We start from the raw sequence: 23,447 nt of genomic DNA on the forward strand, positions 1-23,447 counted from the left end.
CCAGCGTTAAAATTTAATAGATAGATGAAATCTAAAACATCACTACATTCGTAACTGTTATGCTATAGATCCCGTTTAAACAACAGTGCACTTACCTCATTATCTATGAAACCCATTTTCATTCCGGCTTATATAAAAAAGTATTTACAGATAAACCGCAATGATATTGCTGCACTTGATGCAATAAAGGCCGCTTATAATGACAACTTAGTCACTGGTACACCGCTAATATCTGTTGTTATGCCTGCTTATAACGAAGAGGAGAATATTGTACCTACGTTAGCATCGCTTTGCAATAATATAACCAGCAACCCGGTCGAGATAATTGTGGTAAATAATAATTCAAAAGACAATACAGAAGCGCTTGTAAAAGCCTGCGGTGTTACCTGTGTAGATGAGACCAACCAGGGCATTACTAATGCGCGTAATAAAGGCCTTAGCTATGCAACAGGGAAATATATTCTAAATGCTGATGCTGATACCATTTATCCTAAAGACTGGATAGAAGAAATGAGCAAACCTTTGATAAATAACCAGAACGTGGCTATAACTTACGGGCGGTTCTCATTTATACCTATTGGCAGCACCGGGCGTGTCACCTATTATTTTTACGAAGGGTTGGCTGATCTTACGCGCTTTTATAACAACTTTAAAAAGACAGAGGCAGTTAACGTGTATGGTTTTAACTCGGGCTTCAGGCGCGAGCAAGGTTTGAAGGTTGACGGGTTTAATCATCCGCCCGGCACTAATGAGGATGGTTTCCTGGCATTAAAACTAACTCAAAAAGGGTTTGGAAAAATGTATCGCGTGCGTAAGCCGAATGCCATTGTCTGGACTACCGACCGACGGATACAAATTGACGGCGGCTTGTGGCAAGCGGTGGGCAAGCGGTTAAAACGCTTATTCAATATTAATTAAAAAACTTACCGATCGGTGTTGCGTAATAAGCAATTTTTTAACCTATATTTATTTAAAAAATCGCTAACGATATATAATAACAAAATCGCTAACTTAATGTTACAAGCTACGTACAAGGGACAAATATGTTAGCGCAAGTAGTGTCTTAAATTTTCAAAGTATTATGAGTTTTTCCAACAACAGCCAGATAAAGATCCTTATAGTTGAAGACGACCAATTCATGCAGGCTATACTGCAGAAATTTTTAAGTGCTACGTACGAGATCATAATGAAGGCTGATGGTATGGAAGCCCTGGCTTTTATGCAAAGCGGCAACCTGCCGGACCTGATCATATCCGACTTGAACACACCAAATCTAAGCGGGCTTGCGCTTATTGAGCAAACAAAATTGAGCGACTTTTTTAATTCGGTGCCTATCATTATTCTTTCTGGTGAGGATAGCTCAGAAAAACGGGTTGCGTGCCTGGATGCCGGGGCAGACGATTTTATTGTAAAGCCATTTAATCCCGCCGAGTTAAAGTCGAGGATTAATGTTGTTTTAAGACGTAGCGGCAGGTTGATATCTAATTTATGAGCGATACGATCATTAAGGGTCAGCCGCCAATAATAGCATTGGTAGGATTTGATAATGAGCTTACTGCTGCATTTGCCGGCTATGATCTGGGTGACAGGAAAGTGGTTCATTTCGAGAACGGAATGAAAATGGCTACAGCCTGGATAAGCGATAACCTGCCCATTGTAGCCATCATATCAAACAGCGAGATAATGGGGCCTGCGGGATTAACACTAATCGAGACCCTGAAAAAAAAGAATCTTGCTTCGGTGCCTTTTTTCCTGATAGTAAACCATCTTAACGTGAACCTGCGTAAGCTGGCACTTGAAGGCGGAGTTACTGATGTTTTTAAGCTGCCGCTTAGATCTGCTGCCCGTATTGAAAAGCGGATAATCTTTTTGATTGAGAATTGGACGCAACTAAAAAATAACTTAGAAGCCGTCGCTCCGCCTATACGCACTATCGAAATTGGTAAACGCATTTTTGACCTGATTTTTGCAGGCGGCGCCTTACTGGCGCTTTCACCACTGTTTCTAATCGTTTATATCCTGATAAGGCTTGAATCAAAGGGGCCTGCGTTTTATTATTCATTACGCGTAGGTACAGGATACCGGGTATTTAAGTTTTACAAATTCAGGTCGATGTATGTTAATGCCGACCAGCGTATAAAGGACTTGAAGCATTTGAATCAATATAATATTGACGCTGATACCAACAAAACGGACAGACCCGTGGTGGAGCGGGGTTTATGTGTTGATTGCACGACCTACGGCAAATGCCAATATCCTATCTTTGCAGACAACCTACAATTTTGCGAAAAGGAATTCCAGGGAAAAAAAAAGTCAAGCGCAGGCTCTGCATTCTTCAAGATCAAGAACGATCCTCGTATAACCAAGGTGGGCGCTTTTATCCGCAACACCAGTATAGACGAGCTGCCGCAGCTGTGGAATGTTATCATTGGCGATATGAGCATTGTGGGCAACAGGCCGCTGCCGCTTTATGAGGCAGAAAAATTAACTACCGATAAATACATCTTGAGGTTTGCCGCACCTGCAGGTATAACTGGTTTATGGCAGGTAGAAAAACGCGGCAAGGGCGAAATGAGCGAAGAAGAGCGCCTGATGCTGGACAACGTTTATGCACAAACCTATAGTCTTAAGAATGATCTTAAACTGATCCTGAAAACTATTCCCGCATTGTTTCAGAAAGAAAGTGTGTAATTTGCGTAGCCGGGTAAAACATAGTAATAAATACAACGCTATTATTTAATGAAACGGGTTTCCATCATTACGGTCAATTTCAATCAGCCCGCGGTGACTGAAGCGCTTTTAGCGTCTATATTTTCAACCATAACTTTGCCGGATATTGAAATTATTGTTGTTGATAACGGAAGTAAAGACAACCCCGTACCCGGTTGGAAAGTAAAATATCCTGGTGTGCTGTTCATCCGGTCGGACGATAACCTGGGGTTTGCCGGTGGTAATAACTTAGGTATAGCACAGGCAAAAGGCGATTATCTTTTTTTTGTGAATAATGATACCGAGTTTACGCCGGGGCTGACAGAAACATTGACTAAAGCGCTTGATGAGCATGAAAACGTTGGCATAGTATCACCTAAGATCAGGTATTTTGATCAGCCTGATATACTGCAATATATGGGCTACACCCCGATGAACTATATTACTGCGCGTAACAGGTGCATAGGCCAATTTGAGATTGACAAGGGCCAGTATGATGACCTGACCGGCGAAACCGGTTATGCGCATGGCGCCGCTATGATGGTAAGAAGACTGTGCATTGAAAAAGCCGGCCCTATGGCCGAAAACTTTTTCCTGTATTATGAAGAACTGGATTGGTGCGACCATATAAAAAAGGCGGGTTACCAGGTATGGCTAATAACGGGCGCGCTCATTTATCATAAAGAGTCCGTTTCGGTAGGTAAGAACAGTGCATTAAAGGAATTTTTCATGAACCGTAACCGTATTCTTTTTACAAGGCGAAATGCCCCGACTGTAGCACGAATATTGTTTTATATTTATTATACCGGTATAGTAGCGCCACGCAATATTTTGAACTATATTAAATCCGGGCATCGCGACTATATCAAATGGCTGTTAAAAGCTATATGGTGGAATATTACTGAAAAAACCACTAGCAAAAAACTTGGGTATCCCCTAAAAACAATATGATAGCAACATTTTGGATAAGCCTGTTCATAATTTTCTACGCCTTTATAGGCTATGGCCTGTTGCTGTTCGTTCTTATCAAAATAAAAAGGGCCATAGCTGGCAAACCTGTTTTGCCCGGGGCGGTAAACCTGCCTACCTGTACCCTGATAGTTGCTGCCTATAACGAAGAGGCCTTTATTGAACAAAAGATACAGAACACACTTGAGTTGATCTATCCTGGCAATAAACTTAAATTTATTTTTGTTACCGATGGGTCAACCGATGCCACAGCGGACATTGTGTCAAAATATCCGCAGATAAAACACTTGCATAGTGATGCGCGCATGGGTAAAATGGCAGCAGTTCACCGGGCCAAGGACGCAGTGGATACTGATATTATAGTTTTTACCGATGCCAATACTTTTTTAAACGCTGAAGCAATGATAAATATCTGCCGCCATTATGCAGACCCAAGGGTGGGCGCAGTGGCCGGCGAGAAACGGGTAGCCACAACCGAAGCCGCCGATGCTACCGCAGGCGAAGGCTTTTACTGGAAATATGAATCAAAGCTAAAGGCCTGGGATTCCGAATTGTATTCGGTAGTGGGTGCCGCCGGCGAGTTGTTTTCGGTACGGACCGAATTGTATCAGCCAGTACCTTCAAATGCCATTATTGATGATTTTATGATCTCGATGTTGATTGCCCAAAAAGGCTATAAGATAGTATATGAGCCTGACGCGTACGCTTCAGAAACAGCGTCCGAAGATGTAAAGGAAGAATTGAAACGGAAGATCAGGATAGCTGCGGGCGGCCTGCAATCTATTATCTGGCTAAAAAGTTTGTTACTGCCGTTCAAGCTGCCGCTGCTTTCATTCCAGTATATCAGCCACCGCGTATTGCGATGGACGGTAGTGCCGTTCTTAATGATATTGGTATTGATATTGAACATAGTGATTATATGCAAAGGCGACAGCGGATTTATTTATCAGGTTATATTTTTGGGCCAAATAGCTTTCTACGGTATGTCGGTTTTAGGCTGGATAATGATGGCCCGGCAAATAAAAGTCAAGATTTTTTTTATACCTTACTATTTCAGCATGATGAATTATGCGGTGATACGGGGTATTTTCCGTTACCTTAGTGGTAACCAAAGCGCTATCTGGGAAAAAGCCAAAAGAAAACAATCTTACTAAATGGGGCTTAAAGAAAAAATAAATAGCAATCCTGCATTGAAGAAACTGGTCCATTGGATGCTGATACCAACCGGTGAAGCCAGGCCGCGCCTGTGGGTAAAGCTATTAATCAATCCTTTTGTACACAAACGTGGTAAGGGTAGTAAGATTGGGCGCGCGCGCCTGGATGTTTTGCCATTTAATAAATTTAACCTGGGGAGCAGGTCGACCATCGAAGACCGTTGCTCTATAAACAATGGGGTAGGGGATGTTTTTATAGGGGATAACACCCTGATAGGTGTGGGTAATGTAATTATCGGCCCGGTAACTATTGGCAACCATGTAATTTTTGCGCCTAATATTGTCGCCAGCGGCTTGAATCATGAATACCGCGATGTTAACATACCCATTAGTTTACAAAAAACCATCGTGTCGCGAATAACGGTCGAAGACGATTGCTGGATAGCAGCTAACTCGGTAATAACAGCAGGTGTTACCATTGGTAAGCACAGCGTTGTGGCGGCTGGTGCGGTGGTAACTAAAAGCATACCACCCTATTCAATAGCGGCCGGTAACCCGGCAAAGGTGATTAAGACCTACGATTTTACAGCAAACGAATGGGTAACGGTTAAAAACTGATTTAATAAGGCGGGTATTGGAAATTAACCACGATAATAAGGATCAGGTAGATAAGCTGCGTTCGGTAGCCGATAAGCATATCGCTATGGAAAAAAAGCTTGACGAACTGATATCTTTATTGGCCGAAAGCGATTTTGACAGCGAAAGCATTAAACGATACCGATCAAAAGTTAATTCAGCATTTGAAGATAAAATAACTGCCGACGATCTTAAAGCATTCGAGGCTATTGGCGAAAAAGCCGATGCGTCGAGAGAGGAGCTGCTCGACGAGTTCAGCGTATTGTTGGAGTCACATAAATTCAACAGTAAGGCGTCAACCCAATATTTAAAGATAGAGCGCAGCAATAAATTTATATTTATGGCGATAGGCGCTATTATGATCACACTCGGTTTCGCCATGATCATAATGCCTGCCCCGCCATATTTTGAAATGTTCACTATATTTTATTTCAGCCGCGATAACGGGGTGACGCTGATGGACCTGATATCGCTTATAATTGTATTTGCCGGCGTTTATGTTTTTATGCGCCCATTATATAAGAAAAACCATGCCGCAAGATAATTATAGTAATAACCTATTAAGCTAACCGTTCATTAATAAAATGAATATGATCAGTATATTTAAAGAAGACGAAAGGAACGTGTTGTTGAGCCTTGATCTGCAGGAAGCCGATCTTAGTAACGCTGATGAATTCAAGGCCGAACTGCTGCAAATTTTCGAGGCGCATCAAAAACGTATTATCCTTAATATGCAAAACGTGAAATATATAGACAGTTCGTTCCTGGGTGCATTGGTGGCTGTGTTACGTCATTTAATGTCGGTGAAACAGGATATAGTACTGGTAGCCGTACGTAAAGATATTGCAGACCTGTTTGCCTTGGTGCGGTTAGATAAGGTATTTAAACTATACAGCAGTTTTGACGAAGCTGTTGCTAATTAACGCCATCCATCTGCATGATTATCCAGTAGATCTAAAATAACGCTATCCTTCTCCTGATCAAACTTCCGCGCAAATAATTTCCCTGATGCCAATAAGTCTTCGGCATCGGCTATTGTCAGTGTTTTGGGGCTCACCCCACCATCCGACCAATCGATATACCGAAGATCATCATTTGCCATTTTGTTTTTATATTTGGAGTTATATAAAATGGTCTGAAATATAAATTCATCAGGCGCCCATGTCAGCTTAATAAAACGTCGCAATCGTGGGTTGTTTTCCCAATAATCCAGTATGTATCTTACCTGGTCGGCAGGGATGGTAAACCATTGTGAACGACCTACGGATATCAGTGCATTTGGTAGCGTACGCCTGGGCATTATTGTATTTACCAGCTTTTGCAATGTATAGCGTCCCTTCATCTGCAGATTATTAAAGTGATATTCTTGTATGCGTGCCAGCGCCTCGGTCCAGTCCGGGTCAAACAGCAGGTAATTCATAAATGCCGTGCCCTGGTTGACGCTTAAATAGTGATGAATATTTACTGCGGATGTAAGCGGGTAATCCTGGCCGCTTAGCAAATTAACAAACTGATAGGTTTTTCCTGATTGGAAAATTTCTTTGAAAGCATTTAGTGTTGCCTGTACAATATTGTATGATCCCCAGTAAACCTTAACGCGGGCTTGCACAAAAAACACATTAGGCAGCTGTTGTAAATGTTGAAATTGCTGCATGGGTGTTTTCTTATCCAGGTGGATGTAAACATCGGCATCCGGATGCGCCAAACGCTTAATAAGGCGTTCAAGCTGGGCCGGCTGGTTATGGACCAAAATAAGGTGGACAAGCTTCATATATATTACACAATATACAACTTGTATACGGCCTAACGCGTAAAATAGATAGATAAAAATAGGGATATGTATACGTTTAAATTATATTTACCAGTATCAAAATATAGCACCCTCATGAAAGAGCGATTTGCAGTACTGGACATTTTTAGGGGGATATTTTCCAGCCTGGTGGTATTGTTTCACCTCAGCGCTTTTTCGGCTACGCCCATCATCAACAATGAGTTTGTTTATAACAGCGACATGTTTGTCGATTTTTTTTTCGTACTCAGCGGTTTTGTTATTGCCTACAGCTATCAGCATATAAAAACCGGGGCCGAGTTAAAGCGTTTTTTTAAGAAAAGATTCTTCCGGCTATATCCGCTTCACATCATCGTATTGCTATTATTTGTGTTGATCGAGCTGTCAAAACACAGCGCATCCGGCTATGTGCATGTTAATAAAGTTGAGAACGTAAGCAATAATATCTATACCTTTTTAACCAACCTTTTTTTAGTTAACTCAGTTAAGTTTCCGGGGATAAACGATGTAAGCTGGAACATAGCCAGCTGGTCTATAAGCGCCGAAATGATAGCTTATGTGGTGTTTGGTTTTACCATGCTATTTATCAACCGTTGTAATTTATCCGCTTTAAAAACTATTATCTATCTTGCTATTGCAATACTTGCGGGTACTGCAATGTATTTACTTACCGGCAGCTTTAAACTAACCCGCTCTTTTGATTACGGCTTTTTGCGTGGTATAATGGGGTTTTCGCTCGGTGTAGTCTGCCTTCATACCTTTAATACTTGTAAGGACCGGTTACAAATATTGGGTAAAGGGCTATTCAGTTTTCTGGAGATAACATTTATTACATTGAATATCGTGCTTGTTTGCAACGGCGATTATTTTAAAAGTTACGGCTTTATATTCGAGGCTGTGTTTTTTATTACGATCCTGGTGTTCGCTTTTGAGAAGGGGTGGGTATCAGGGCTGATGAAGAAATCGGGCTTTTTGCATGCTACAGGCAAATACTCCTATTCCATCTACATGATCCACACACTGATATTGAGTTTGTTCAACGTAGTATTTATCCGTGTATTGAAACTTCCGCCATCGGCTTACGCCTACCTGTTTATTGTGAACTACGCATTGATCTATTTCCTATCGGCCTGGACTTTCAAGCATATCGAAATGCGATTTAATTACTCAGATAAGCAACAGGGTAAAAAGCGCTGGTGGATCTGGTAATTACATCGCGTTCTAACCTTGCATTTTCGCTTTATTGCGAATCGTCTTTAGCAGTGCCAAACTTTCTAAATAACCCACTTTAAAGATACTGCCGAAAGTAAACCGGCTATACCTGTTCAGCGCCCAAAAGCCAATAATAGCACCGGTTAGTATCGGCATAATAGTTGCGAATGCAATACCGTATACACTATGCGTTAAATAAACCCCGGCCAAATCAGCGCCAATATTTACAGCCAGCATAACTAATACTTTATAAAAGTTAATTTTAGGCTGATGGATCACATCCAACGTCAGCGCAAAGAATCTGTCGGGAGGGAAAAGAATAGCAAAAGTTAAAAATAACCTGAATACGTTGGCCGCTTCGGTGCCGGCATATTTACCGCCGCCTATCAGGGCTATAGGCAGATCGGCCAGCGCGCAGCCTATCAGCGCAGCCGGTATCAGCATTACCGAAAGCATACCGGCATATTTTTTCATGATATTGATAACGCCTGCGCGGTCGTTTTGATTATATGCGGCGGCCAGCTCGGGCATAGCAGTTAATGAGAAGCTGCGTAAAGGTATCTCTACCAGTTGCATCAGCGTTTGCCCCAGGTTATAAATGGCCAGCGCGGGCTTACCCAGCACAAAGTTGATGATAAACGTATCTGATGTGCTGAACATGTTGGCGCTAAGTGAAGTACCTACACTGTACTTTCCAAAATCGAATATCTCCTTTATGGTGGCTTTAGTGCGTCGTCCCAGGTCGGTGATACGGGTCCAGCCTTTTGCAAGCGCGTATATACTGGTTATCAGGTTTGACAGCAGGTAAGCAAAAAGAACATACTGCAGCGTTATTTTACCGCTTACTAATAACACAACAATAAAAACGATAAAACTGCCCTGGTTGCTTAACCTGATATTCAATAACCTGCCGAACTGCTGCTCGCCCTGTATTACGCAGGTTGCCAAAAACCAGGGTAATGAAAAGGCATAATACAGCCCCGACCATTTAAAAAACAATAACAGGCCATCGTCCTTAATATCATTTAAAAATGGGTACGATATCAGGCCCCCCAACACCAGCAGGCCAGTCACGCTCATTCCCAGGAACCAGGCCGAACCGGCTACTTCGGCAGTACGCTCTTTAGTAGCACCCGAATAGAATTTAATGAAAGCAGTGGTCAGGAACCCTGATCTTACGGTATCAACCAATAACAGCACCGATTGAAAAAATACCCATGTACCAGCATCGGATCTGGTAAGGGACCGGTATATGAGTGTCATGGTAACCAACCCCAACCCAGACATGATAACATTGCCCGCCAACGACAGAAAGTATTTGTTTTTTATAAGGTCACCAACTTTTCGCCACATTTTACGTAAAATTATCAATCAATATAAAACAAATAATGTGTAAGCTAACTATTTATAGGCATATTTATCTAAGATATGGAACAGGAAAAAATTGCTTTTAAAAATGTTACCTTATTAGTTACTCATTATAACCGGGTTAGATCGTTAGAGCGTTTGTTAAACGCATTTAAAGCGCTAAAAGTCACCTTCGGTGGTATAGTTGTGTCAGACGATGGCAGCAACCCCGAAACCATTAAGCAGTTAGAACAGTTACAGCAAGCCTTTAATTTTAACCTGGTATTAGCGCCAAAAAATGCAGGGCTAGGTAATAACATTAACAAGGGCCAGGACGCTGTTAAAACCCCCTATACCCTTTACGTGCAGGAAGACTTTGAACCTACCGATATATTCGCAGAGCATTTTAAAGATGCGCTTCAATTTATGGAAGAAGATAAGCAACTGGATATAGCTCGCTTCTATGCTTATTTTAAATATCCTTACACAAAACCATACGGTAAAGGCTTTTCTGAAATGATATTTAAGATTTCTCCATTAGCTCATAACCATCTTAAGTTTTATGTGTATAGTGATCATCCACACCTGCGGCGCAGCAGCTTTTTTGAAAAATTTGGCCGCTACCCAGAGGGTATAAAAGGCGACCTTACAGAGTTTAGCATGGCGGCCTCGTTTATTCAGAAAAAAGGCCGGGGCATTTTATTTGATGATTTCACTACCATGTTTTATCAGAAAAATTCGTCTGACGAGCCAAGCACCATGGGGCGTGCCGGATGGCGCGAGAGCAAAAATATATTTGGCCTTGCCGCACGAGCAGTTTACCTGCAGTTTAAGTTGCTAAAGTGGACCGCTGATGTACTCTTTAAACGTTACTAAATGGAACAGTTTAAATCGATCACGTTACTTATTACGCATTATAACCGCAGCCAGTCGCTTGAGCGCTTGTTGAAGAGCTTTGCCGCGCAAGAAATAGTTTTTGGCGATATCGTTGTATCGGATGATGGCAGTAAACCCGAACAGGTTGGTTACTTAAAAACTATAGAAAAACAATATGGCTTCCGTTTGATCACCGTGCCAAAAAATGCAGGACTGGGTAATAATATCAATAAAGGACAAGATGCTGTTAAAACCCCGTATACACTGTACGTTCAGGAAGATTTTGACCCTAAGCCAGGTTATGCCGAACATTTAAAAGACGCGCTTGATATAATGGATGAGCGCCAGGATATAGATATGGTGAGATTTTACGCCTACTTTAAATATCCGTACCTGAAACCTTTCAGGAAAGGCTTTTCTGAAATGATATTTAAAATATGGTACCCCGGTTATCGTAAGTTCCACGTATACAGTGATCACCCGCATTTGCGGCGCAGTACATTTTTTGAAAAATTCGGCAGATATCCCGAAGGAATAAAGGGGGATAAAACAGAATTTACTATGGCGAAATCGTTCCTGAAAAATAAAGGGAAAGCAATGATATATGAAGATGTTAAAGGCCTTTTTGACCAGGTAAACTCGGCCGACGAGCCCAGCACTATGACGCGTAGCGATTTGAGGCAAAGTTCAAACTTTTTTATCAGCCTGGTAAGGGCTTTCTACCGCAATGTAAAGCATACAGCCGATTTGATTTTGTTTAAGCCGCATAAACCGGGCGGAAAATAAGTACCTTCATAAACAATGAAAAGAAAAACCGCCATTCAGAGCATCCTCGCATTGGTTACGCTGGGCGTTTCGGGGGTTACGTATGAGTTTTTCAAACACGGCGAACCACTGCCGCTTAACCAGTTGCCGCAAAAAAAACAACTGCTGGCCGAACTGGCCGAAACTATTATCCCCCGCACCAATACACCGGGGGCAAAAGATTGCAAGGTTGAAGATTATATTACTAAGATGGTAATTGAAAATACCGACGCCAGGGCGCAAAAAATATTTTTGACCGGGTTAGCCGATGTTGGGAATTATGCCAATTCAAAGTACCGGCAGTCGTTTGTAAAATGTAGTGTTGCGCAACGTAATGAGATCTTGAAGCATTTTGAAAATAAAGGCACGTATTCTATTAATATTTTAAACAAGGCGAGAAGAAAGTTTTTGGGCGCATCATTCTTTAATCAACTGCGTGATTTAACAGTTGAGGGATATGCCACCTCCTTTTTAGGGGCGACAAAGGGCATGGCTTATGATTATATACCGGGAGTCTATCAGGCATGCATCCCTTTACAAAAGAACCAGTTAGCCTGGGCAACCAAATAATAGTTTAATACAAAGTTCAATGAGCGATGCTACCAATACATTTGATGCAATAGTTGTTGGTTCGGGCATTAGCGGGGGCTGGGCGGCGATGGAGCTTTGTAAAAAAGGATTAAAAACACTACTGCTTGAGCGTGGCCGAAACGTGGAGCATATTAAGGATTATCCAACTGCCAACCTTAACCCGTGGGATTTTGAATACAGACTTAACAATACCCCGCAGTTTAAAGCGCAAAGCCCAATCCAATCAACAGGAAGCAACGCCGGTAACGCGCATTTTTATGTGAATGATACCGATCATCCATATATACAGGATAAACCTTTTAACTGGTACCGTGGCTACCAGGTAGGCGGCCGGTCATTAACCTGGGGCAGGCAATGCTACCGCTTTAGCGACCTTGATTTTGAAGCCAACTTAAAGGAGGGCATAGGGGCCGACTGGCCCATCCGCTACAAAGACATTGCCCCCTGGTACAGTTATGTTGAACGTTACATTGGCGTTAGTGGTAAAAAAGAAAGCCTGCACCAGTTGCCTGACGGCGAGTTTCTACCCGCATTAGAACTTAATTGTATCGAAAATCACCTTAATGGTTCTATCCGAAAAAACCATCCTGACCGCTTATTAACTATAGCCCGGGTAGCTAATCTGAGCAGAGGTTGGGATAACCGTGGCCCATGCATGTACCGCAATTTATGCTCGCGCGGCTGTCCGTTTGGCGGTTACTTTAGCAGTAACAGCTCAACCATTCCGGCAGCTATGGCTACCGGTAATTTAACGCTGCGGCCTTTCTCTATCGTAGCCGAGGTTTTGTATAATGATGCCAGGCAGCGTGCAAAGGGCGTTAGGGTAATTGATGCCGAAACCCACCAAAGTTTTGAATACAATGCAAAAATCATTTTCCTTAACGCGTCAACTATTGCTACGGCGGGGATCTTGTTAAACTCCAAATCACATAGATTTCCTAACGGGATGGGCAATGACAGCGGCGAGCTGGGCCATAACCTGATGGATCACCATTCATCGGCAGGTGCCTCAGGCAAACACCACGATTTTAAGGACAGTTATTATAAAGGCAGACGGCCCTGCGGCTTCCTTATACCCCGTTACCGAAACCTGAAAGCCGATGAAGGCTTGGGTTATACCCGCGGTTTTAATATACAGGGCCACGGCGAGCGTTCGGAGTGGCCGGATACTATGCAGGGCAGCGGCTTCGGCGAGGATTTTAAAAAGCAAATTACCACTCCCGGCCCGTGGACGGTTTGGATGGCCGGCTGGGGCGAATGTCTGCCGTATCATGATAACCAGATCAGCCTGAACCCAATAGCAAAGGATAAATGGGGCCTGCCGCTCATCAACGTTGATTTCTCGTTTAAAGACAATGAGGCTAAAATGATGGATGATATAAAAAAGTCATCCGGTGAGATGTTGGAAGCAGCCGGCTTTACTGATATTGAAACCTTTAATTACGGCAAGCCAGGGGGCAGCACTGTACACGAAATGGGCACCGCACGCATGGGGCACGACCCTAAAACATCCGTATTGAATGGCAATAACCAGTTACATGCTGTAAAAAATGTGTTTGTTACGGATGGTAGCTGTATGACTTCATCTGCCAGCCAGAATCCATCGCTTACCTATATGGCGCTTACCGCCAGGGCCTGCGATTTTGCGGTGAATGAATTGAAGAAGGGAATATTTAGGAGTTAGTTTGAGGCTCGCTTTCCACCTGGTTAATCGCTTTATAAATTTCCTTTACATTATTCTCCCAAGTATGGGTAGCGGCAAATGCTATGCGTTCCTGTCGTTCCTCTGCCGAATCTTCGGCTAAGGCTTTTTCGATTAATGTTACGTAATCCTCTTGTGTTTCGCCAAGATAGGTGTGTTGCTCAAACACGCTCATGCCTTCGGTACGGGTTGCTACTACCGGTTTACCCATAGCCAGGTATTCATCAATTTTGCGTGGGTAGTTGCCAATGGTAACCTGGTTTACTACCTGGGGATTCAGGCAAACATCAAACGAGTTAATATAGGCTGCCAACGAATCAGGGTCTTTGCTCCCCAAAAAATGGATATTATTGATCTGGTGCAGCTCGCTTACCTTAAATTCATCGTCTTCAGGGCCTACCAGCACTATGCTCCACTCTGGTTTTTGCCGGGCTACGTAAGCCAGCAGATCCAGGTTGAGCCGGATACTTTGCAGCGCTCCTACATAGCCAATAACGGGGCTTTTTAACTTGGCCACATCTGCCGGTAAGGGCAGGTCCTGCTTATTGGTAAATACCTCCAGATCGCAACCCTGGCCTACGTAAAACGAATTGGGGTTGTACTGCCTGCAATAATTAGCCAGGTAGGTTGAATTAGCCGTGCAGAGATCGCTTTTCCTGATCAGTTCGGGTTCAAGTTTTTTGCCATGCAATTTCCAGTAATCAACAGACAATAAAAAGTCGCGCGAGTAATAAATACTGATAGCCGGCTTCAACAATTCCTTCAAATAAAAGCACCTGAAGATATCGTTATCATTAAACAGTATCACATTCTCAAAACCCAATTGCTTGATAGCTTTTGCAATTGAGCGGGCAAAGCGCTTATTATTAATTTTATTAAGGAAATTATAAACAGTATCGTTTTTTATCCAATTGATGGACTCGATCATCTCATCAGGAAAATAATTCCAGAGGTTATCCTGTATAAGCACAATGCTATCGGCCTTTTTGTTGATTACATCTATCCGCTTTTTAATCCTTGGTTCGTTCTTATACTTTATCCTGTTGATGCGGTCTAAAGGCGAATTGACGTACAGCACCCGGTTATGCTTGCTAAACTCCTGGGCAATATTTTTGCAATTACTGCCTATCTCAACATCCCATGGTTGCTGGCCAACTACTATAATATCCCTGTTTTTAATGATCGGTTCAACAGCCATTGCCTATAGATTTAAATTTGCGTTGTTGTTTGGATTGCCAACTCTTCTTGTTTCTGCTTATCCAACCTATATAAAATGGTAAGCATGGCCATGTCTAACGAGAAAAGCACGTTAGATGGAAATTGTACCAGTGCCTCTTGCGGAAAGTTAGCGATGTTATAAGCGAAAATCACCATGGTTATCCCTAAAATATAGGTCTTAATTTCAGGGTCCTTGACTCGATAAAAGTTATCGATACCGGTTTTCATCACGATAAACATCATGATACAAAAAATGATGAGCCCAATGGGGCCAAGCTCCACAGCCGTGCGGACATAACCGCTATCGGGCTGAAACTGCGACACTATGCCGCCGTCGCCAAACCTCTTACCCCAGCCGCCCACTGCGCCAAGGCCAAAACCAATAGGGTGTGTTAAAATATAAGGCTGAATACGTTTTTGGTTATACTTGCGCAGTTTGTAGGATGGATCATCATTAGGTTTAAATGCTGTCTGGAACCGAAGCAGGTTTGGATCGCCGGTGGGTACGTTTATCAGCATCACGAAAAAAACTGCTGCAACACAGGTAAACATCAGCACTTTTTTATTGTAATTTAAAATTGCGAACAGGAATAAAGCCGCCGGCACTAACACGTAGGCGCCCCTGGTACCCGAAAACAGCATAGCTACCAAAAACATAACAGTGAGTATAGCCAGTATTGTTTTTTTCCAGCCGGGGAATTTGCCGGCTATTAAGGCAATACAAAAAGTGGCTGCCATGCTCATGTTATAAGCAAACGCAACCGGGTCAGAAAATATGGAGAACTTGCGCCAGTGCCCGGCTATAAACAATAGCCCGGCTATTTCAGGGTCCGAGTGCAGATAGGCGTCCTCGGCGGCCGAAAAGCCTATGTATTCCTGTTTCATTCCATATAGCGCGGCATATAAACTAAGGGCAAGCCAGATCTTAAATATCAGTCTTACATATTTAATTGAACGGATGTGGTATACAAATACAAAATAACTAAACATTACAATAGCCACAGAACGGATAGTGTAAAGCCAGGCTAATCTTGATACCGCGCTTGGGTTGCCAAGTTGTAATATGTTATAGCCAATCCAGATGAGTATAATGGTGCTGACTGGTCCTTTCAATATTTCCCAATCATTATGGCGCCGTAGCCTCCATAATGTGCCAAGTATAAGCAGCGCCTGAATGCCATCGGCTACTACCCCCATCGGTCCTTCAATACCCAGCCTGCCAAAATAAAACAGCAAGTATGCCACTATAATTAGTACAATTATACCAAATCGGGGGAATGCTACTATGCAATAAATTGATGGGAGCACTACCGTTATACCTAAAACAAGCGCGCCGAATATAACCCCAAATTTGGCTACACCAACGGCTATAACACCGGCCAGTAAGGCCAGCAGCGTTAGGCCTATGGGGCTGTACAGCTTTTCGATCAGGAAACGCTTTTTAAAATTCCACCAAAAACCCTTGCCTTTTTTTGATAGGCTCATGATATTTCCTGATGATGGGATTGGGTCGGTCACTATAAAAATAATATTTTAATGATGAAAAAAAACGTACTAATAAACGCCACCACTAAAGCAACAATGCGGGTTACGCTTTGGATTTTAAGTTTATTTTGTTCATCCAGTTCTTTCTTTTTAACAACTTCGTCGGCGGGATCTATCCTCATAGCTTCTCATCGGGTTGTATATAATGATGTTTGGTAGCTACCGACCGCTCATTTGCCTTGCGCGCCTTTAATAAAGACAATACCTGGAAAAACATGAACTTAGGGATATTGATCAGCGAACGATAGATGCGCTTATCTGTATGTGAGCTGAGCAATGCAAAGCAAAATCCGCCAATAAATAAAACAAAGCCGGCAACCCAAAATAGCGCTGTTTCGGGGCTTACGAAAATGTCAACGAACAAACAGCTTGCCGACAATAATAAAAAAATAAACAAAGGCGGCCTCAATAATACCAGGCCAAATAACAGCTGGTTCCAGCTAAAATTAGTAATGCCTTTGGCGATAAGTGAAAAGCCCAGCGAAAAATATTTGAACCAGGTGTTTATCCATCGTGAACGCTGATTGACCAATTGATCGGTATTGCTGGTCTTCTCGTCATACACGATCGCTTTTTCTGCGAATGCGATACGTACATTGCGGCTTACGATCTCTGCCTGCAATACTTTATCAAAGCCGGCACCTACTATATCGCGCTGGCCAAGGCATTCTACATACAGGTTAGTAATAAAGGCCATGCCAGATCCCGCCAGCGTAGCGGACGAACCGGCCTTGAACAATATTTTACCGTCATAAAAATGATAATAGATATCGCGCGCCGCATCTAAACAAGCGTAGGTGGTATCCAGGTTCTTTGCATCGCGCAAGCCCTGTACCGCTATATACCCCTGGTCAAACATCAGGTTTAACTCGTTCAGATATTCGGGATCAAGCAAGTTGTCACTGTCAATGATGGTCAATCGGTCATGCGCACGGGCAAAGTTTTTAATAGCGTAAAAATGAGACCGGGTATTGCTTGCCAGCGTGGTTTCCGGGCGCAGTACGATAACGCGCTCGTCTGTAAAATTCAATTCGGCATCGCCGCATTTATCGGCAACGATATAAATCAGGTAATTTTGATAGTTAAGGCTAAGGATAGAACTTACTACCGCCGGGATATGAGTTGCCTGCTCATATGCGGTAACTAGGATAGCGTAATCTGCGACCGTTGGGCTTATCCTGGTGTTGCTCTCGGGCCGGATAACAGCGATTAAATAAATTACCAATGGCAACACTAAATTGTACCCGATAATTAGTTGAAATATGATCCAAATGGTGGATAGCACTGTCATAACCACTACTTAAGTTATTAATTGTCTTCGCCTGTTTCTGGCCGTACAAGATTGATTATCCAGCCAATAAACTGACCATTTTGCTTTTTAAGATATTGGATGTGCCGTTTATATTTTTCGGTGATATTATGCCCTGCCTCGAATACGGTTATTATTTTATCCGAAAACTGCACCCACTCTTTCGATAGGTTAAGCGTATCCAGCGCAGAAGCTTCTATTATGATCACGTCAAACATGGTCTTTAAGGCTGCTATCTTTTCGGTCACTATCTGTTTGCCACCTATTTCAAGCAGCGAGTAGTCGCCGCCTTTGTTACCTATCACCCTTATCGGCGTGTCATTAGCCATAAATGATTTATCGAGTACGTGGGGCAACAGGTCTTCCAGGTAAAATTGCGTTTTTGTGAACCCCGAGATACCAGGGTCGCTAAAGTTACCATCAATAACTAATACCTTTTTGTTGACTGATGCGAAGGCATATGCCAGGTTAATAGCAATAAAGCTTTTTCCCGCGTCTTTTTCAATGCTGTTAATGAGCAATACCTGGCTATCGCCCATTTCGGTCTCTATTTCAAAACGCAGTGATTGCACGAGGTTACGCAGGTTGCGGGTCTCGTCCGTTGTTCTATGATCGTACCAGAGCGCTTTAAGGTCAATTTCTTTATTTCTTAGCAGATTAATATATCCCAATACGGGTGTTTCGGTTTGATCTGCCAGTTCATAGGCGTTTTTTACGCTATAATCAAAAAAGAACAGGATGAATAACACCGCAATGCAAAAAACAAAACTCACCACGCCGCTGATGATAACCAATAACATCTTTTTTGAAGGCTGTGCAGTACCCGGCTCGGCTATTTCTATTATCCTTAATTGGGTGGAAAAACTGGACTCCATGCTGGCCTGGTTGTACTTTTGCAGTATCTCCAAATATTCCTTGCTGGCAATGTCTATGGCGCTCTCTAATGCCTGTGTTGCGGCCTCATGCGGTACAAGCGCGTCAAATTTTGAATTTAAACGATCAATCTCTTTGTTAATAGCCCCGCTACTGTTTTTGGATAATTGATTTTGCAGTTGTAACTGCAATTTTTGATCGACCAGATCTTTTTTTGTGGATAACGGGCTAAGGATATACCGGTCTGATAGATCGCCTAATTGCTCAGTGATAACGTTGTTAAGTGAGTCCACCCTCCGTTTATAGCGGGCATCAAAATTGTTTTGCACGTATGCATCTGTTGCGGCTTGTAGTTGTGTACGGGTACTCAACATTTTTTGGGCCGCTGCTACTTTATTACTTTCTACATACTGGCGGTCTGCAGGGTCAAATTTTTTATCAATACTGTTGATAGCCGACTCCGTGGCATGCGCGTTTCGCTCTGCCTCTTCGCGCCGGGTTTCAAAATCGGCCATTTGCCCGTATAAGCTTTTTGCCTTCTCGTTAAGGTTCAATACATGATTTTTTATTTTGTATTGCTTTAACGCCGCCATTTTTGCGTTTAAAGTATCTTCCTTAACCTTTAATAAGTTACCTAAAAAGTCTACAGCCTTGCGCTGGTTCTCCTTAACTAATAAACTATAATAATTTATAAACTCTGCACACAAAGTATTTACCACTACTGCGGAAAGCTCTGACCCCTCAGAATCAAACTGAACGTTAATATAATCGCTGCTCTGCACACGATATACCAATAAGGATCTCAGTATCGATTGGTCATCATATTTCATCGACTCAAGCAGCTTGTGCAACCCATTTTGATCAGGGTTAAACAAAGACAGCGCCTGCCTTTTATTATAAAGATTGGTATAGGTTTCTAACGCGTGTTGCCTTGCGCTTGCGTTTAACTGGGTGAACAATACGCTGGGCTTACGATAAGGCTTGTTGCTGGTAAGATCATGTATGATCAATTTATAGCTAAGCTGATCAAGCATCCTTTTGGATTTGATCATCTCTATGAGATTGCTAAACTGCTGGTTTATTTTCGACTCCTGCAGATCAGCGACCTCGCTTAATATACTCTGCGTCTGATCAACTATCCCTGTGGCCAATTTCGCCTGGGATGAATAAACATCGGGCTGGTTGCGAACCAAAAAATAGGCTATGATAACCGCAAATATCGGTACCAGCACAAGTGTGAACTTATGTTTTTTAATTACCTTAAGAAAATTGCCAATTTCCATTTACTTCACATTTTCTAACTTGGTCCCAAGCAATTCTTCCAGGTCTGCTTTCGCGATAAAAACATTAGCCTCGGCCTGTATCTTTGTTTGCTGATGTTCGCTGTACTGTATTTGTACTTTATTATAAGAGTCAAAAGTCTCCTCGCCCTTTTCAAACTTAAATTTAAAGTCTTTTAATGAGTTTCCGGTTTCTGTTGTGGCCCTTATCTGCAATTTAAGTTCGGCAACCCGCTGCAGGTACAAGTAGTATCGTTTTTTAACCTCGGTTGTTAAAGTTACACGATATTCGTCAAGCTCACTGCTTATAACAGCAGTTTCCAGTTTTGCCTGTCGTATCTGCGCCGGTTTTGCTATTAAAGTACCCACGTTTAAGAATACGCCTGCCTGCAAGCCTTTAAAATAACTTGTTGTTGGGTTTACAGGATCGATAGTGGTTGTGCCGGGTTGATATACATATGAAACTGTCAACGCATCAAGCCATGAAGCTTTAGTTTTTGAGACATTGGCTTTAGCACCCTCGATACGATATTGATAAGTGCGTAACCGGGGATAGTTTTTCATAGCGGTATCAACCAGCTTATTGATATAAGTATCGGCAGCAAGATCTTGTATAATGGTTTCCTGCGCCACGCTGCGCAAGCTTATCATCAGGAAAAGCAGTAAAAATCTTTTTTTAAAGTGCATTTATGTAATGATCGTTTATAGGGTCTTATAACAAACTTTAATTATAAAGATATTGTTTTATTGTTGGCTTCAGTCCTTTAATTGTACGTTTATTTCCAATTTGAGTTATTGATGGTAGCTAAAATGGTCTTATTGAAAATCTTAGCAAAACTTTTGATTATGCCATTGAGCATATGGTCGTAATTCATCAGGCGGTATTGAAGTTCAAATGGTGGTATTATTTCTTTTTTTGAACAAAAATCTAACAGTAAATTTAAGCGGAGATAGCTAAGTTTATAAATTAAAATCCGTCCATGAAAAATGCCCGCCTGTTAAGATTAACCTTATTGCTAACTATACTGCTTTACGCTCTGCCATTTGGGTTGACGGCGCAAACAGTTAAAAAGGCGGACGATATAAGTTTCCGGGAAATGGATTCGCTGTTCACGTGGTTCCGTCAAAATCCACCCGCTGCGGACGGCGCTAACTTTACTACGCGTTGGGCCAAAACTAAAGCATTTGACACGTACGGCTTTGAGCTAAGCGATAAAACCTGGGGCGATTATCACCGGTATTGGAAAACGGATCCGCTGCTGGCTGCGGCCATGGAGAAGTCATACCCGGTATTATATTATCTGAATAAAGCAGTGGAGCAGTCAGTCGCCGATATCGTATCAACCAAAGTTACGCATGGTGCCGTGATATGGAAACTATACAATATGGGCTACATTGTAAAAACCAAGGATGCCTGTTTCGCGCTTGATCTTAACCAGCGCGGTAGCGAGCAGTTGGTTGATATGTTGGACTTTGCCGTGGTGTCGCACATTCATGGCGACCATAACAACACCATTTTTTTAGATGCGATGGTGGCGGCCGGCAAAAAGGTTTACACCCCGTTCTACAAAAAAGGCACCCTGATTGACACCACCCGCGAGTTTAACTTTGGTGGAGTAAACGTGCGTTTTACCATGAATAAGCAAGCCGACGTACCGGTAATAGTGGCCCAAATTAACTGCGGCCCATCGGCAAATAACTATACAATTTACCATATTGGCGATTCGCGGACGTTAGAAGAACTAAACCCTACCCGTCATATCAACCTGTTTATACTGCATATAGAAAATGCTATAAATACCGGACAATCAGTCGCCCGCGTAAAGCCCGATGTAACCATTTACGACCACGTAATGGAACTGGGCCATGCCGTTGATAAATGGCGATGGAGCTACCAATACACCTATAATAAAATAAAAGGATTGGACCCCGCCAAAAGCCTAATCCTTACCTGGGGCGAGCGGCTGGAAGTGGGTGGGTATCGATTATAAAGCGCTATACTAAAATCGTACCTTCGGACTTAAATAGTAGCTATCATGGAACAAACCGATGTTAAGGAAATTATAAGAGAAAATTTAAACGTTTTAAAGGAGAAAATTGTAGTTGCCCTGCAAAACGATGACGTTGAAAATATTGAGAAGGAAATAGAAGACCAGGCAGAAGTTATTTCTAAAATGATATTCAATTTAGAGGGTGTAGCATTTGATGCAGGCCGCCTACAGGAAGATGACGGCGAGTTTGTGTTTGATGATTTTGATGATTTCCAGAATTCCTGATAGTAAATTTATTTATCCTGCACACACCTGAAACCGAGGTGTTCCATGCCGCTGTCTTCGGTGCTTTTCATCCGGCGGGCAACACGGTAGCCAGAGCAATAGCTATCGTTACATAAAAATGAGCCGCCACGGATAACGCGCTTTTTGGCGTAAGGCTCATCAGGGTCGTAACTATCGGCCGGCCCCTGCGGGTTGCTCACCCCGCCCGATCTGTTGATGGAAGCGTAGTAGTCGTTCTTATAATAGTCAGCGCACCACTCCCAAACATTACCGGCCATATCATAAAGGCCATAGCCATTAGGCTTAAATGATTTAACGGGTGCAGCAAGGAAGAACTTATCCTTCAGCGTGTTTTTGCTGGGGAAATCACCCTGCCAGGTATTGGCTTTTGGCGCGCCGGCATCAACGGGTTCATTGCCCCATGGGTAGATCTCGTTATTTAAACCGCCGCGTGCTGCCCATTCCCATTCAGCTTCGGTAGGTAGGCGCTTGCCGGCCCATTTACAATAGGCTACCGCATCAAACCAGGAGATGTGTACCACCGGGTAGTTCTCCTTGCCTTTGATATTGCTTTGGGAGCCGTGCGGATGCCTCCAGTCTGCGCCTTTTGCCCAGCTCCACCATTGGCTGTAATCGTTTAAATTAACGGGATGATTTGGCTGGCTAAATATCAATGAGGCCGCAACCAACAGGCTTTCATCCGGCTTCGGTGTCCCCGGCGGAACTTGCTTTTTCATTTCTTCCCAGTCGGGTTTTTTCTCGGCGGTAGTAACGTAATGGGTGGCCTTTACAAACGCTACAAACTGGGCATTTGTAACTTCGGTGGCATCCATCCAGAAACCATCTACAGATACCTTGTGCTTAGGGTATTCATCCGGCCCGGCTTGCTTGTTATCGCCGCCCATGCCAAATGTGCCGGCCTTTATCCAAACCATGCCTTTATGCAAGTGGTCGTCCAAAGTCTTGCCATTGCCAGAACCGGCCAGCCCCGGGAAACGCGCCGGGATATTAGACTCGCAGCATACTGCCGATTTACCTTTGGCCGCTACCGGAACCGGCTTTTTCACCACCGGCGCGGTCTTTTGTTTACACGATGTCGCGATAGCCAATAAACCGACTATAGCACACCTAAATCCTGCCCCTCTGTTAAATATCAT

General features: G+C 42.9%; 24 protein-coding genes. 15 read left to right on the forward strand and 9 right to left on the reverse strand.

All coding sequences use genetic code 11. The features are described 5' to 3' along the window. Positions 1 to 105 precede the first annotated feature (105 nt). The 8 genes from ABIB50_RS06175 to ABIB50_RS06210 all read left to right on the forward strand — a co-directional run bounded on the left by ABIB50_RS06175 (position 106) and on the right by ABIB50_RS06210 (position 6,391). A complete protein-coding gene (locus tag ABIB50_RS06175; protein ID WP_429378149.1) occupies positions 106 to 918 on the forward strand; it encodes a glycosyltransferase family 2 protein in 813 nt (270 codons plus the stop codon). Positions 919 to 1,081: 163 nt separating this feature from the next. After that, positions 1,082 to 1,492, forward strand: a complete 411-nt coding sequence (locus ABIB50_RS06180) for a response regulator transcription factor (protein ID WP_429378151.1) — start codon at positions 1,082 to 1,084, stop codon at positions 1,490 to 1,492. Continuing rightward, complete coding sequence (locus ABIB50_RS06185) at positions 1,489 to 2,691, forward strand: sugar transferase (protein ID WP_429378153.1); 1,203 nt, start codon at positions 1,489 to 1,491, stop codon at positions 2,689 to 2,691. Before ABIB50_RS06180 ends, ABIB50_RS06185 begins: the two co-directional genes overlap by 4 nt. A gap of 48 nt (positions 2,692 to 2,739) precedes the next feature. After that, entirely contained in the window at positions 2,740 to 3,660 is a 921-nt protein-coding gene (locus tag ABIB50_RS06190; RefSeq protein ID WP_429378155.1) for a glycosyltransferase family 2 protein, read from the forward strand. Continuing rightward, a complete protein-coding gene (locus ABIB50_RS06195; RefSeq protein WP_429378157.1) occupies positions 3,657 to 4,832 on the forward strand; it encodes a glycosyltransferase family 2 protein in 1,176 nt (391 codons plus the stop codon). Before ABIB50_RS06190 ends, ABIB50_RS06195 begins: the two co-directional genes overlap by 4 nt. Continuing rightward, entirely contained in the window at positions 4,833 to 5,450 is a 618-nt protein-coding gene (locus ABIB50_RS06200; RefSeq protein WP_429378159.1) for an acyltransferase, read from the forward strand. Positions 5,451 to 5,466: 16 nt separating this feature from the next. Next, complete coding sequence (locus ABIB50_RS06205; protein WP_429378161.1) at positions 5,467 to 6,012, forward strand: hypothetical protein; 546 nt, start codon at positions 5,467 to 5,469, stop codon at positions 6,010 to 6,012. Positions 6,013 to 6,058: 46 nt separating this feature from the next. Further along, on the forward strand, positions 6,059 to 6,391 hold the full coding sequence (locus tag ABIB50_RS06210; RefSeq protein ID WP_429378163.1) for an STAS domain-containing protein: 333 nt from the start codon (positions 6,059 to 6,061) through the stop codon (positions 6,389 to 6,391). Here ABIB50_RS06210 and ABIB50_RS06215 read toward each other — a convergent pair. After that, positions 6,388 to 7,239, reverse strand: coding sequence for a beta-1,6-N-acetylglucosaminyltransferase (locus ABIB50_RS06215; RefSeq protein WP_429378165.1), 852 nt, complete (start codon positions 7,237 to 7,239; stop codon positions 6,388 to 6,390). The genes ABIB50_RS06210 and ABIB50_RS06215 overlap by 4 nt on opposite strands. A gap of 114 nt (positions 7,240 to 7,353) precedes the next feature. Here ABIB50_RS06215 and ABIB50_RS06220 point away from each other — a divergent pair, with 114 nt between their 5' ends. Next, the gene (locus ABIB50_RS06220; protein WP_429378167.1) at positions 7,354 to 8,466 is read left to right on the forward strand and encodes an acyltransferase family protein; all 1,113 of its coding nucleotides are present in this window, start codon (positions 7,354 to 7,356) and stop codon (positions 8,464 to 8,466) included. Positions 8,467 to 8,478: 12 nt separating this feature from the next. On the opposite strand, the gene ABIB50_RS06225 is transcribed toward ABIB50_RS06220, so the two are convergent. Then, complete coding sequence (locus ABIB50_RS06225; protein WP_429378168.1) at positions 8,479 to 9,822, reverse strand: oligosaccharide flippase family protein; 1,344 nt, start codon at positions 9,820 to 9,822, stop codon at positions 8,479 to 8,481. A gap of 75 nt (positions 9,823 to 9,897) precedes the next feature. Between ABIB50_RS06225 and ABIB50_RS06230 the strand changes: the two genes are divergently transcribed. The 4 genes from ABIB50_RS06230 to ABIB50_RS06245 are packed head-to-tail and all read left to right on the forward strand — an operon-like array spanning position 9,898 to position 13,771. Next, positions 9,898 to 10,692, forward strand: a complete 795-nt coding sequence (locus ABIB50_RS06230) for a glycosyltransferase (protein ID WP_429378170.1) — start codon at positions 9,898 to 9,900, stop codon at positions 10,690 to 10,692. Beyond that, positions 10,693 to 11,478 carry a glycosyltransferase family 2 protein gene (locus ABIB50_RS06235; RefSeq protein ID WP_429378172.1) on the forward strand — a complete coding sequence of 262 codons (786 nt, stop codon included), beginning with the start codon at positions 10,693 to 10,695 and terminating at the stop codon, positions 11,476 to 11,478. 15 nt (positions 11,479 to 11,493) lie between these two features. Then, complete coding sequence (locus tag ABIB50_RS06240) at positions 11,494 to 12,066, forward strand: gluconate 2-dehydrogenase subunit 3 family protein (RefSeq protein ID WP_429378174.1); 573 nt, start codon at positions 11,494 to 11,496, stop codon at positions 12,064 to 12,066. A 19-nt stretch (positions 12,067 to 12,085) separates the two neighbouring features. Beyond that, on the forward strand, positions 12,086 to 13,771 hold the full coding sequence (locus tag ABIB50_RS06245) for a GMC oxidoreductase (RefSeq protein WP_429378176.1): 1,686 nt from the start codon (positions 12,086 to 12,088) through the stop codon (positions 13,769 to 13,771). Here ABIB50_RS06245 and ABIB50_RS06250 read toward each other — a convergent pair. Genes ABIB50_RS06250 through ABIB50_RS06275 form a run of 6 tightly spaced genes read right to left on the reverse strand, consistent with a single transcriptional unit; the run spans position 13,761 to position 20,701 of the window. Further along, on the reverse strand, positions 13,761 to 14,987 hold the full coding sequence (locus ABIB50_RS06250) for a glycosyltransferase (RefSeq protein ID WP_429378177.1): 1,227 nt from the start codon (positions 14,985 to 14,987) through the stop codon (positions 13,761 to 13,763). The genes ABIB50_RS06245 and ABIB50_RS06250 overlap by 11 nt on opposite strands. Before the next feature lie 11 nt (positions 14,988 to 14,998). Beyond that, positions 14,999 to 16,525, reverse strand: a complete 1,527-nt coding sequence (locus ABIB50_RS06255; RefSeq protein ID WP_429378180.1) for an O-antigen ligase family protein — start codon at positions 16,523 to 16,525, stop codon at positions 14,999 to 15,001. Further along, positions 16,525 to 16,674 carry a hypothetical protein gene (locus tag ABIB50_RS06260; protein WP_429378182.1) on the reverse strand — a complete coding sequence of 50 codons (150 nt, stop codon included), beginning with the start codon at positions 16,672 to 16,674 and terminating at the stop codon, positions 16,525 to 16,527. The genes ABIB50_RS06255 and ABIB50_RS06260 overlap by 1 nt, the downstream gene beginning before the upstream one ends. Next, complete coding sequence (locus ABIB50_RS06265; RefSeq protein WP_429378184.1) at positions 16,671 to 17,843, reverse strand: glycosyltransferase; 1,173 nt, start codon at positions 17,841 to 17,843, stop codon at positions 16,671 to 16,673. The genes ABIB50_RS06260 and ABIB50_RS06265 overlap by 4 nt, the downstream gene beginning before the upstream one ends. A gap of 17 nt (positions 17,844 to 17,860) precedes the next feature. Continuing rightward, on the reverse strand, positions 17,861 to 20,017 hold the full coding sequence (locus ABIB50_RS06270; protein ID WP_429378186.1) for an exopolysaccharide transport family protein: 2,157 nt from the start codon (positions 20,015 to 20,017) through the stop codon (positions 17,861 to 17,863). After that, the gene (locus tag ABIB50_RS06275; protein WP_429378188.1) at positions 20,018 to 20,701 is read right to left on the reverse strand and encodes a TolC family protein; all 684 of its coding nucleotides are present in this window, start codon (positions 20,699 to 20,701) and stop codon (positions 20,018 to 20,020) included. Positions 20,702 to 20,994: 293 nt separating this feature from the next. Here ABIB50_RS06275 and ABIB50_RS06280 point away from each other — a divergent pair, with 293 nt between their 5' ends. After that, a complete protein-coding gene (locus ABIB50_RS06280; RefSeq protein ID WP_429378189.1) occupies positions 20,995 to 22,005 on the forward strand; it encodes a hypothetical protein in 1,011 nt (336 codons plus the stop codon). A gap of 45 nt (positions 22,006 to 22,050) precedes the next feature. After that, positions 22,051 to 22,290, forward strand: a complete 240-nt coding sequence (locus tag ABIB50_RS06285; RefSeq protein ID WP_429378191.1) for a hypothetical protein — start codon at positions 22,051 to 22,053, stop codon at positions 22,288 to 22,290. An 8-nt stretch (positions 22,291 to 22,298) separates the two neighbouring features. On the opposite strand, the gene ABIB50_RS06290 is transcribed toward ABIB50_RS06285, so the two are convergent. Continuing rightward, positions 22,299 to 23,447, reverse strand: coding sequence for a formylglycine-generating enzyme family protein (locus tag ABIB50_RS06290; protein WP_429378192.1), 1,149 nt, complete (start codon positions 23,445 to 23,447; stop codon positions 22,299 to 22,301).

The organism is Mucilaginibacter sp. UYCu711 (genome assembly GCF_050433825.1).
GTDB lineage: Bacteria > Bacteroidota > Bacteroidia > Sphingobacteriales > Sphingobacteriaceae > Mucilaginibacter.

What these genes read in the sequence shown, in the direction of transcription:
- ABIB50_RS06280 (WP_429378189.1), top strand. Translation starts at nt 20,995, where the DNA reads ATGAAAAATGCCCGCCTGTTAAGATTAACCTTATTGCTAACTATACTG.
- ABIB50_RS06195 (WP_429378157.1), top strand. Translation starts at nt 3,657, where the DNA reads ATGATAGCAACATTTTGGATAAGCCTGTTCATAATTTTCTACGCCTTT.
- ABIB50_RS06245 (WP_429378176.1), top strand. Translation starts at nt 12,086, where the DNA reads ATGAGCGATGCTACCAATACATTTGATGCAATAGTTGTTGGTTCGGGC.
- ABIB50_RS06260 (WP_429378182.1), bottom strand. Translation starts at nt 16,674, where the DNA reads ATGAGGATAGATCCCGCCGACGAAGTTGTTAAAAAGAAAGAACTGGAT.
- ABIB50_RS06225 (WP_429378168.1), bottom strand. Translation starts at nt 9,822, where the DNA reads ATGTGGCGAAAAGTTGGTGACCTTATAAAAAACAAATACTTTCTGTCG.
- ABIB50_RS06215 (WP_429378165.1), bottom strand. Translation starts at nt 7,239, where the DNA reads ATGAAGCTTGTCCACCTTATTTTGGTCCATAACCAGCCGGCCCAGCTT.
- ABIB50_RS06210 (WP_429378163.1), top strand. Translation starts at nt 6,059, where the DNA reads ATGATCAGTATATTTAAAGAAGACGAAAGGAACGTGTTGTTGAGCCTT.
- ABIB50_RS06265 (WP_429378184.1), bottom strand. Translation starts at nt 17,843, where the DNA reads ATGACAGTGCTATCCACCATTTGGATCATATTTCAACTAATTATCGGG.
- ABIB50_RS06220 (WP_429378167.1), top strand. Translation starts at nt 7,354, where the DNA reads ATGAAAGAGCGATTTGCAGTACTGGACATTTTTAGGGGGATATTTTCC.
- ABIB50_RS06235 (WP_429378172.1), top strand. Translation starts at nt 10,693, where the DNA reads ATGGAACAGTTTAAATCGATCACGTTACTTATTACGCATTATAACCGC.
- ABIB50_RS06180 (WP_429378151.1), top strand. Translation starts at nt 1,082, where the DNA reads ATGAGTTTTTCCAACAACAGCCAGATAAAGATCCTTATAGTTGAAGAC.
- ABIB50_RS06250 (WP_429378177.1), bottom strand. Translation starts at nt 14,987, where the DNA reads ATGGCTGTTGAACCGATCATTAAAAACAGGGATATTATAGTAGTTGGC.
- ABIB50_RS06185 (WP_429378153.1), top strand. Translation starts at nt 1,489, where the DNA reads ATGAGCGATACGATCATTAAGGGTCAGCCGCCAATAATAGCATTGGTA.
- ABIB50_RS06175 (WP_429378149.1), top strand. Translation starts at nt 106, where the DNA reads ATGAAACCCATTTTCATTCCGGCTTATATAAAAAAGTATTTACAGATA.
- ABIB50_RS06270 (WP_429378186.1), bottom strand. Translation starts at nt 20,017, where the DNA reads ATGGAAATTGGCAATTTTCTTAAGGTAATTAAAAAACATAAGTTCACA.
- ABIB50_RS06200 (WP_429378159.1), top strand. Translation starts at nt 4,833, where the DNA reads ATGGGGCTTAAAGAAAAAATAAATAGCAATCCTGCATTGAAGAAACTG.
- ABIB50_RS06240 (WP_429378174.1), top strand. Translation starts at nt 11,494, where the DNA reads ATGAAAAGAAAAACCGCCATTCAGAGCATCCTCGCATTGGTTACGCTG.
- ABIB50_RS06290 (WP_429378192.1), bottom strand. Translation starts at nt 23,447, where the DNA reads ATGATATTTAACAGAGGGGCAGGATTTAGGTGTGCTATAGTCGGTTTA.
- ABIB50_RS06190 (WP_429378155.1), top strand. Translation starts at nt 2,740, where the DNA reads ATGAAACGGGTTTCCATCATTACGGTCAATTTCAATCAGCCCGCGGTG.
- ABIB50_RS06275 (WP_429378188.1), bottom strand. Translation starts at nt 20,701, where the DNA reads ATGCACTTTAAAAAAAGATTTTTACTGCTTTTCCTGATGATAAGCTTG.
- ABIB50_RS06285 (WP_429378191.1), top strand. Translation starts at nt 22,051, where the DNA reads ATGGAACAAACCGATGTTAAGGAAATTATAAGAGAAAATTTAAACGTT.
- ABIB50_RS06230 (WP_429378170.1), top strand. Translation starts at nt 9,898, where the DNA reads ATGGAACAGGAAAAAATTGCTTTTAAAAATGTTACCTTATTAGTTACT.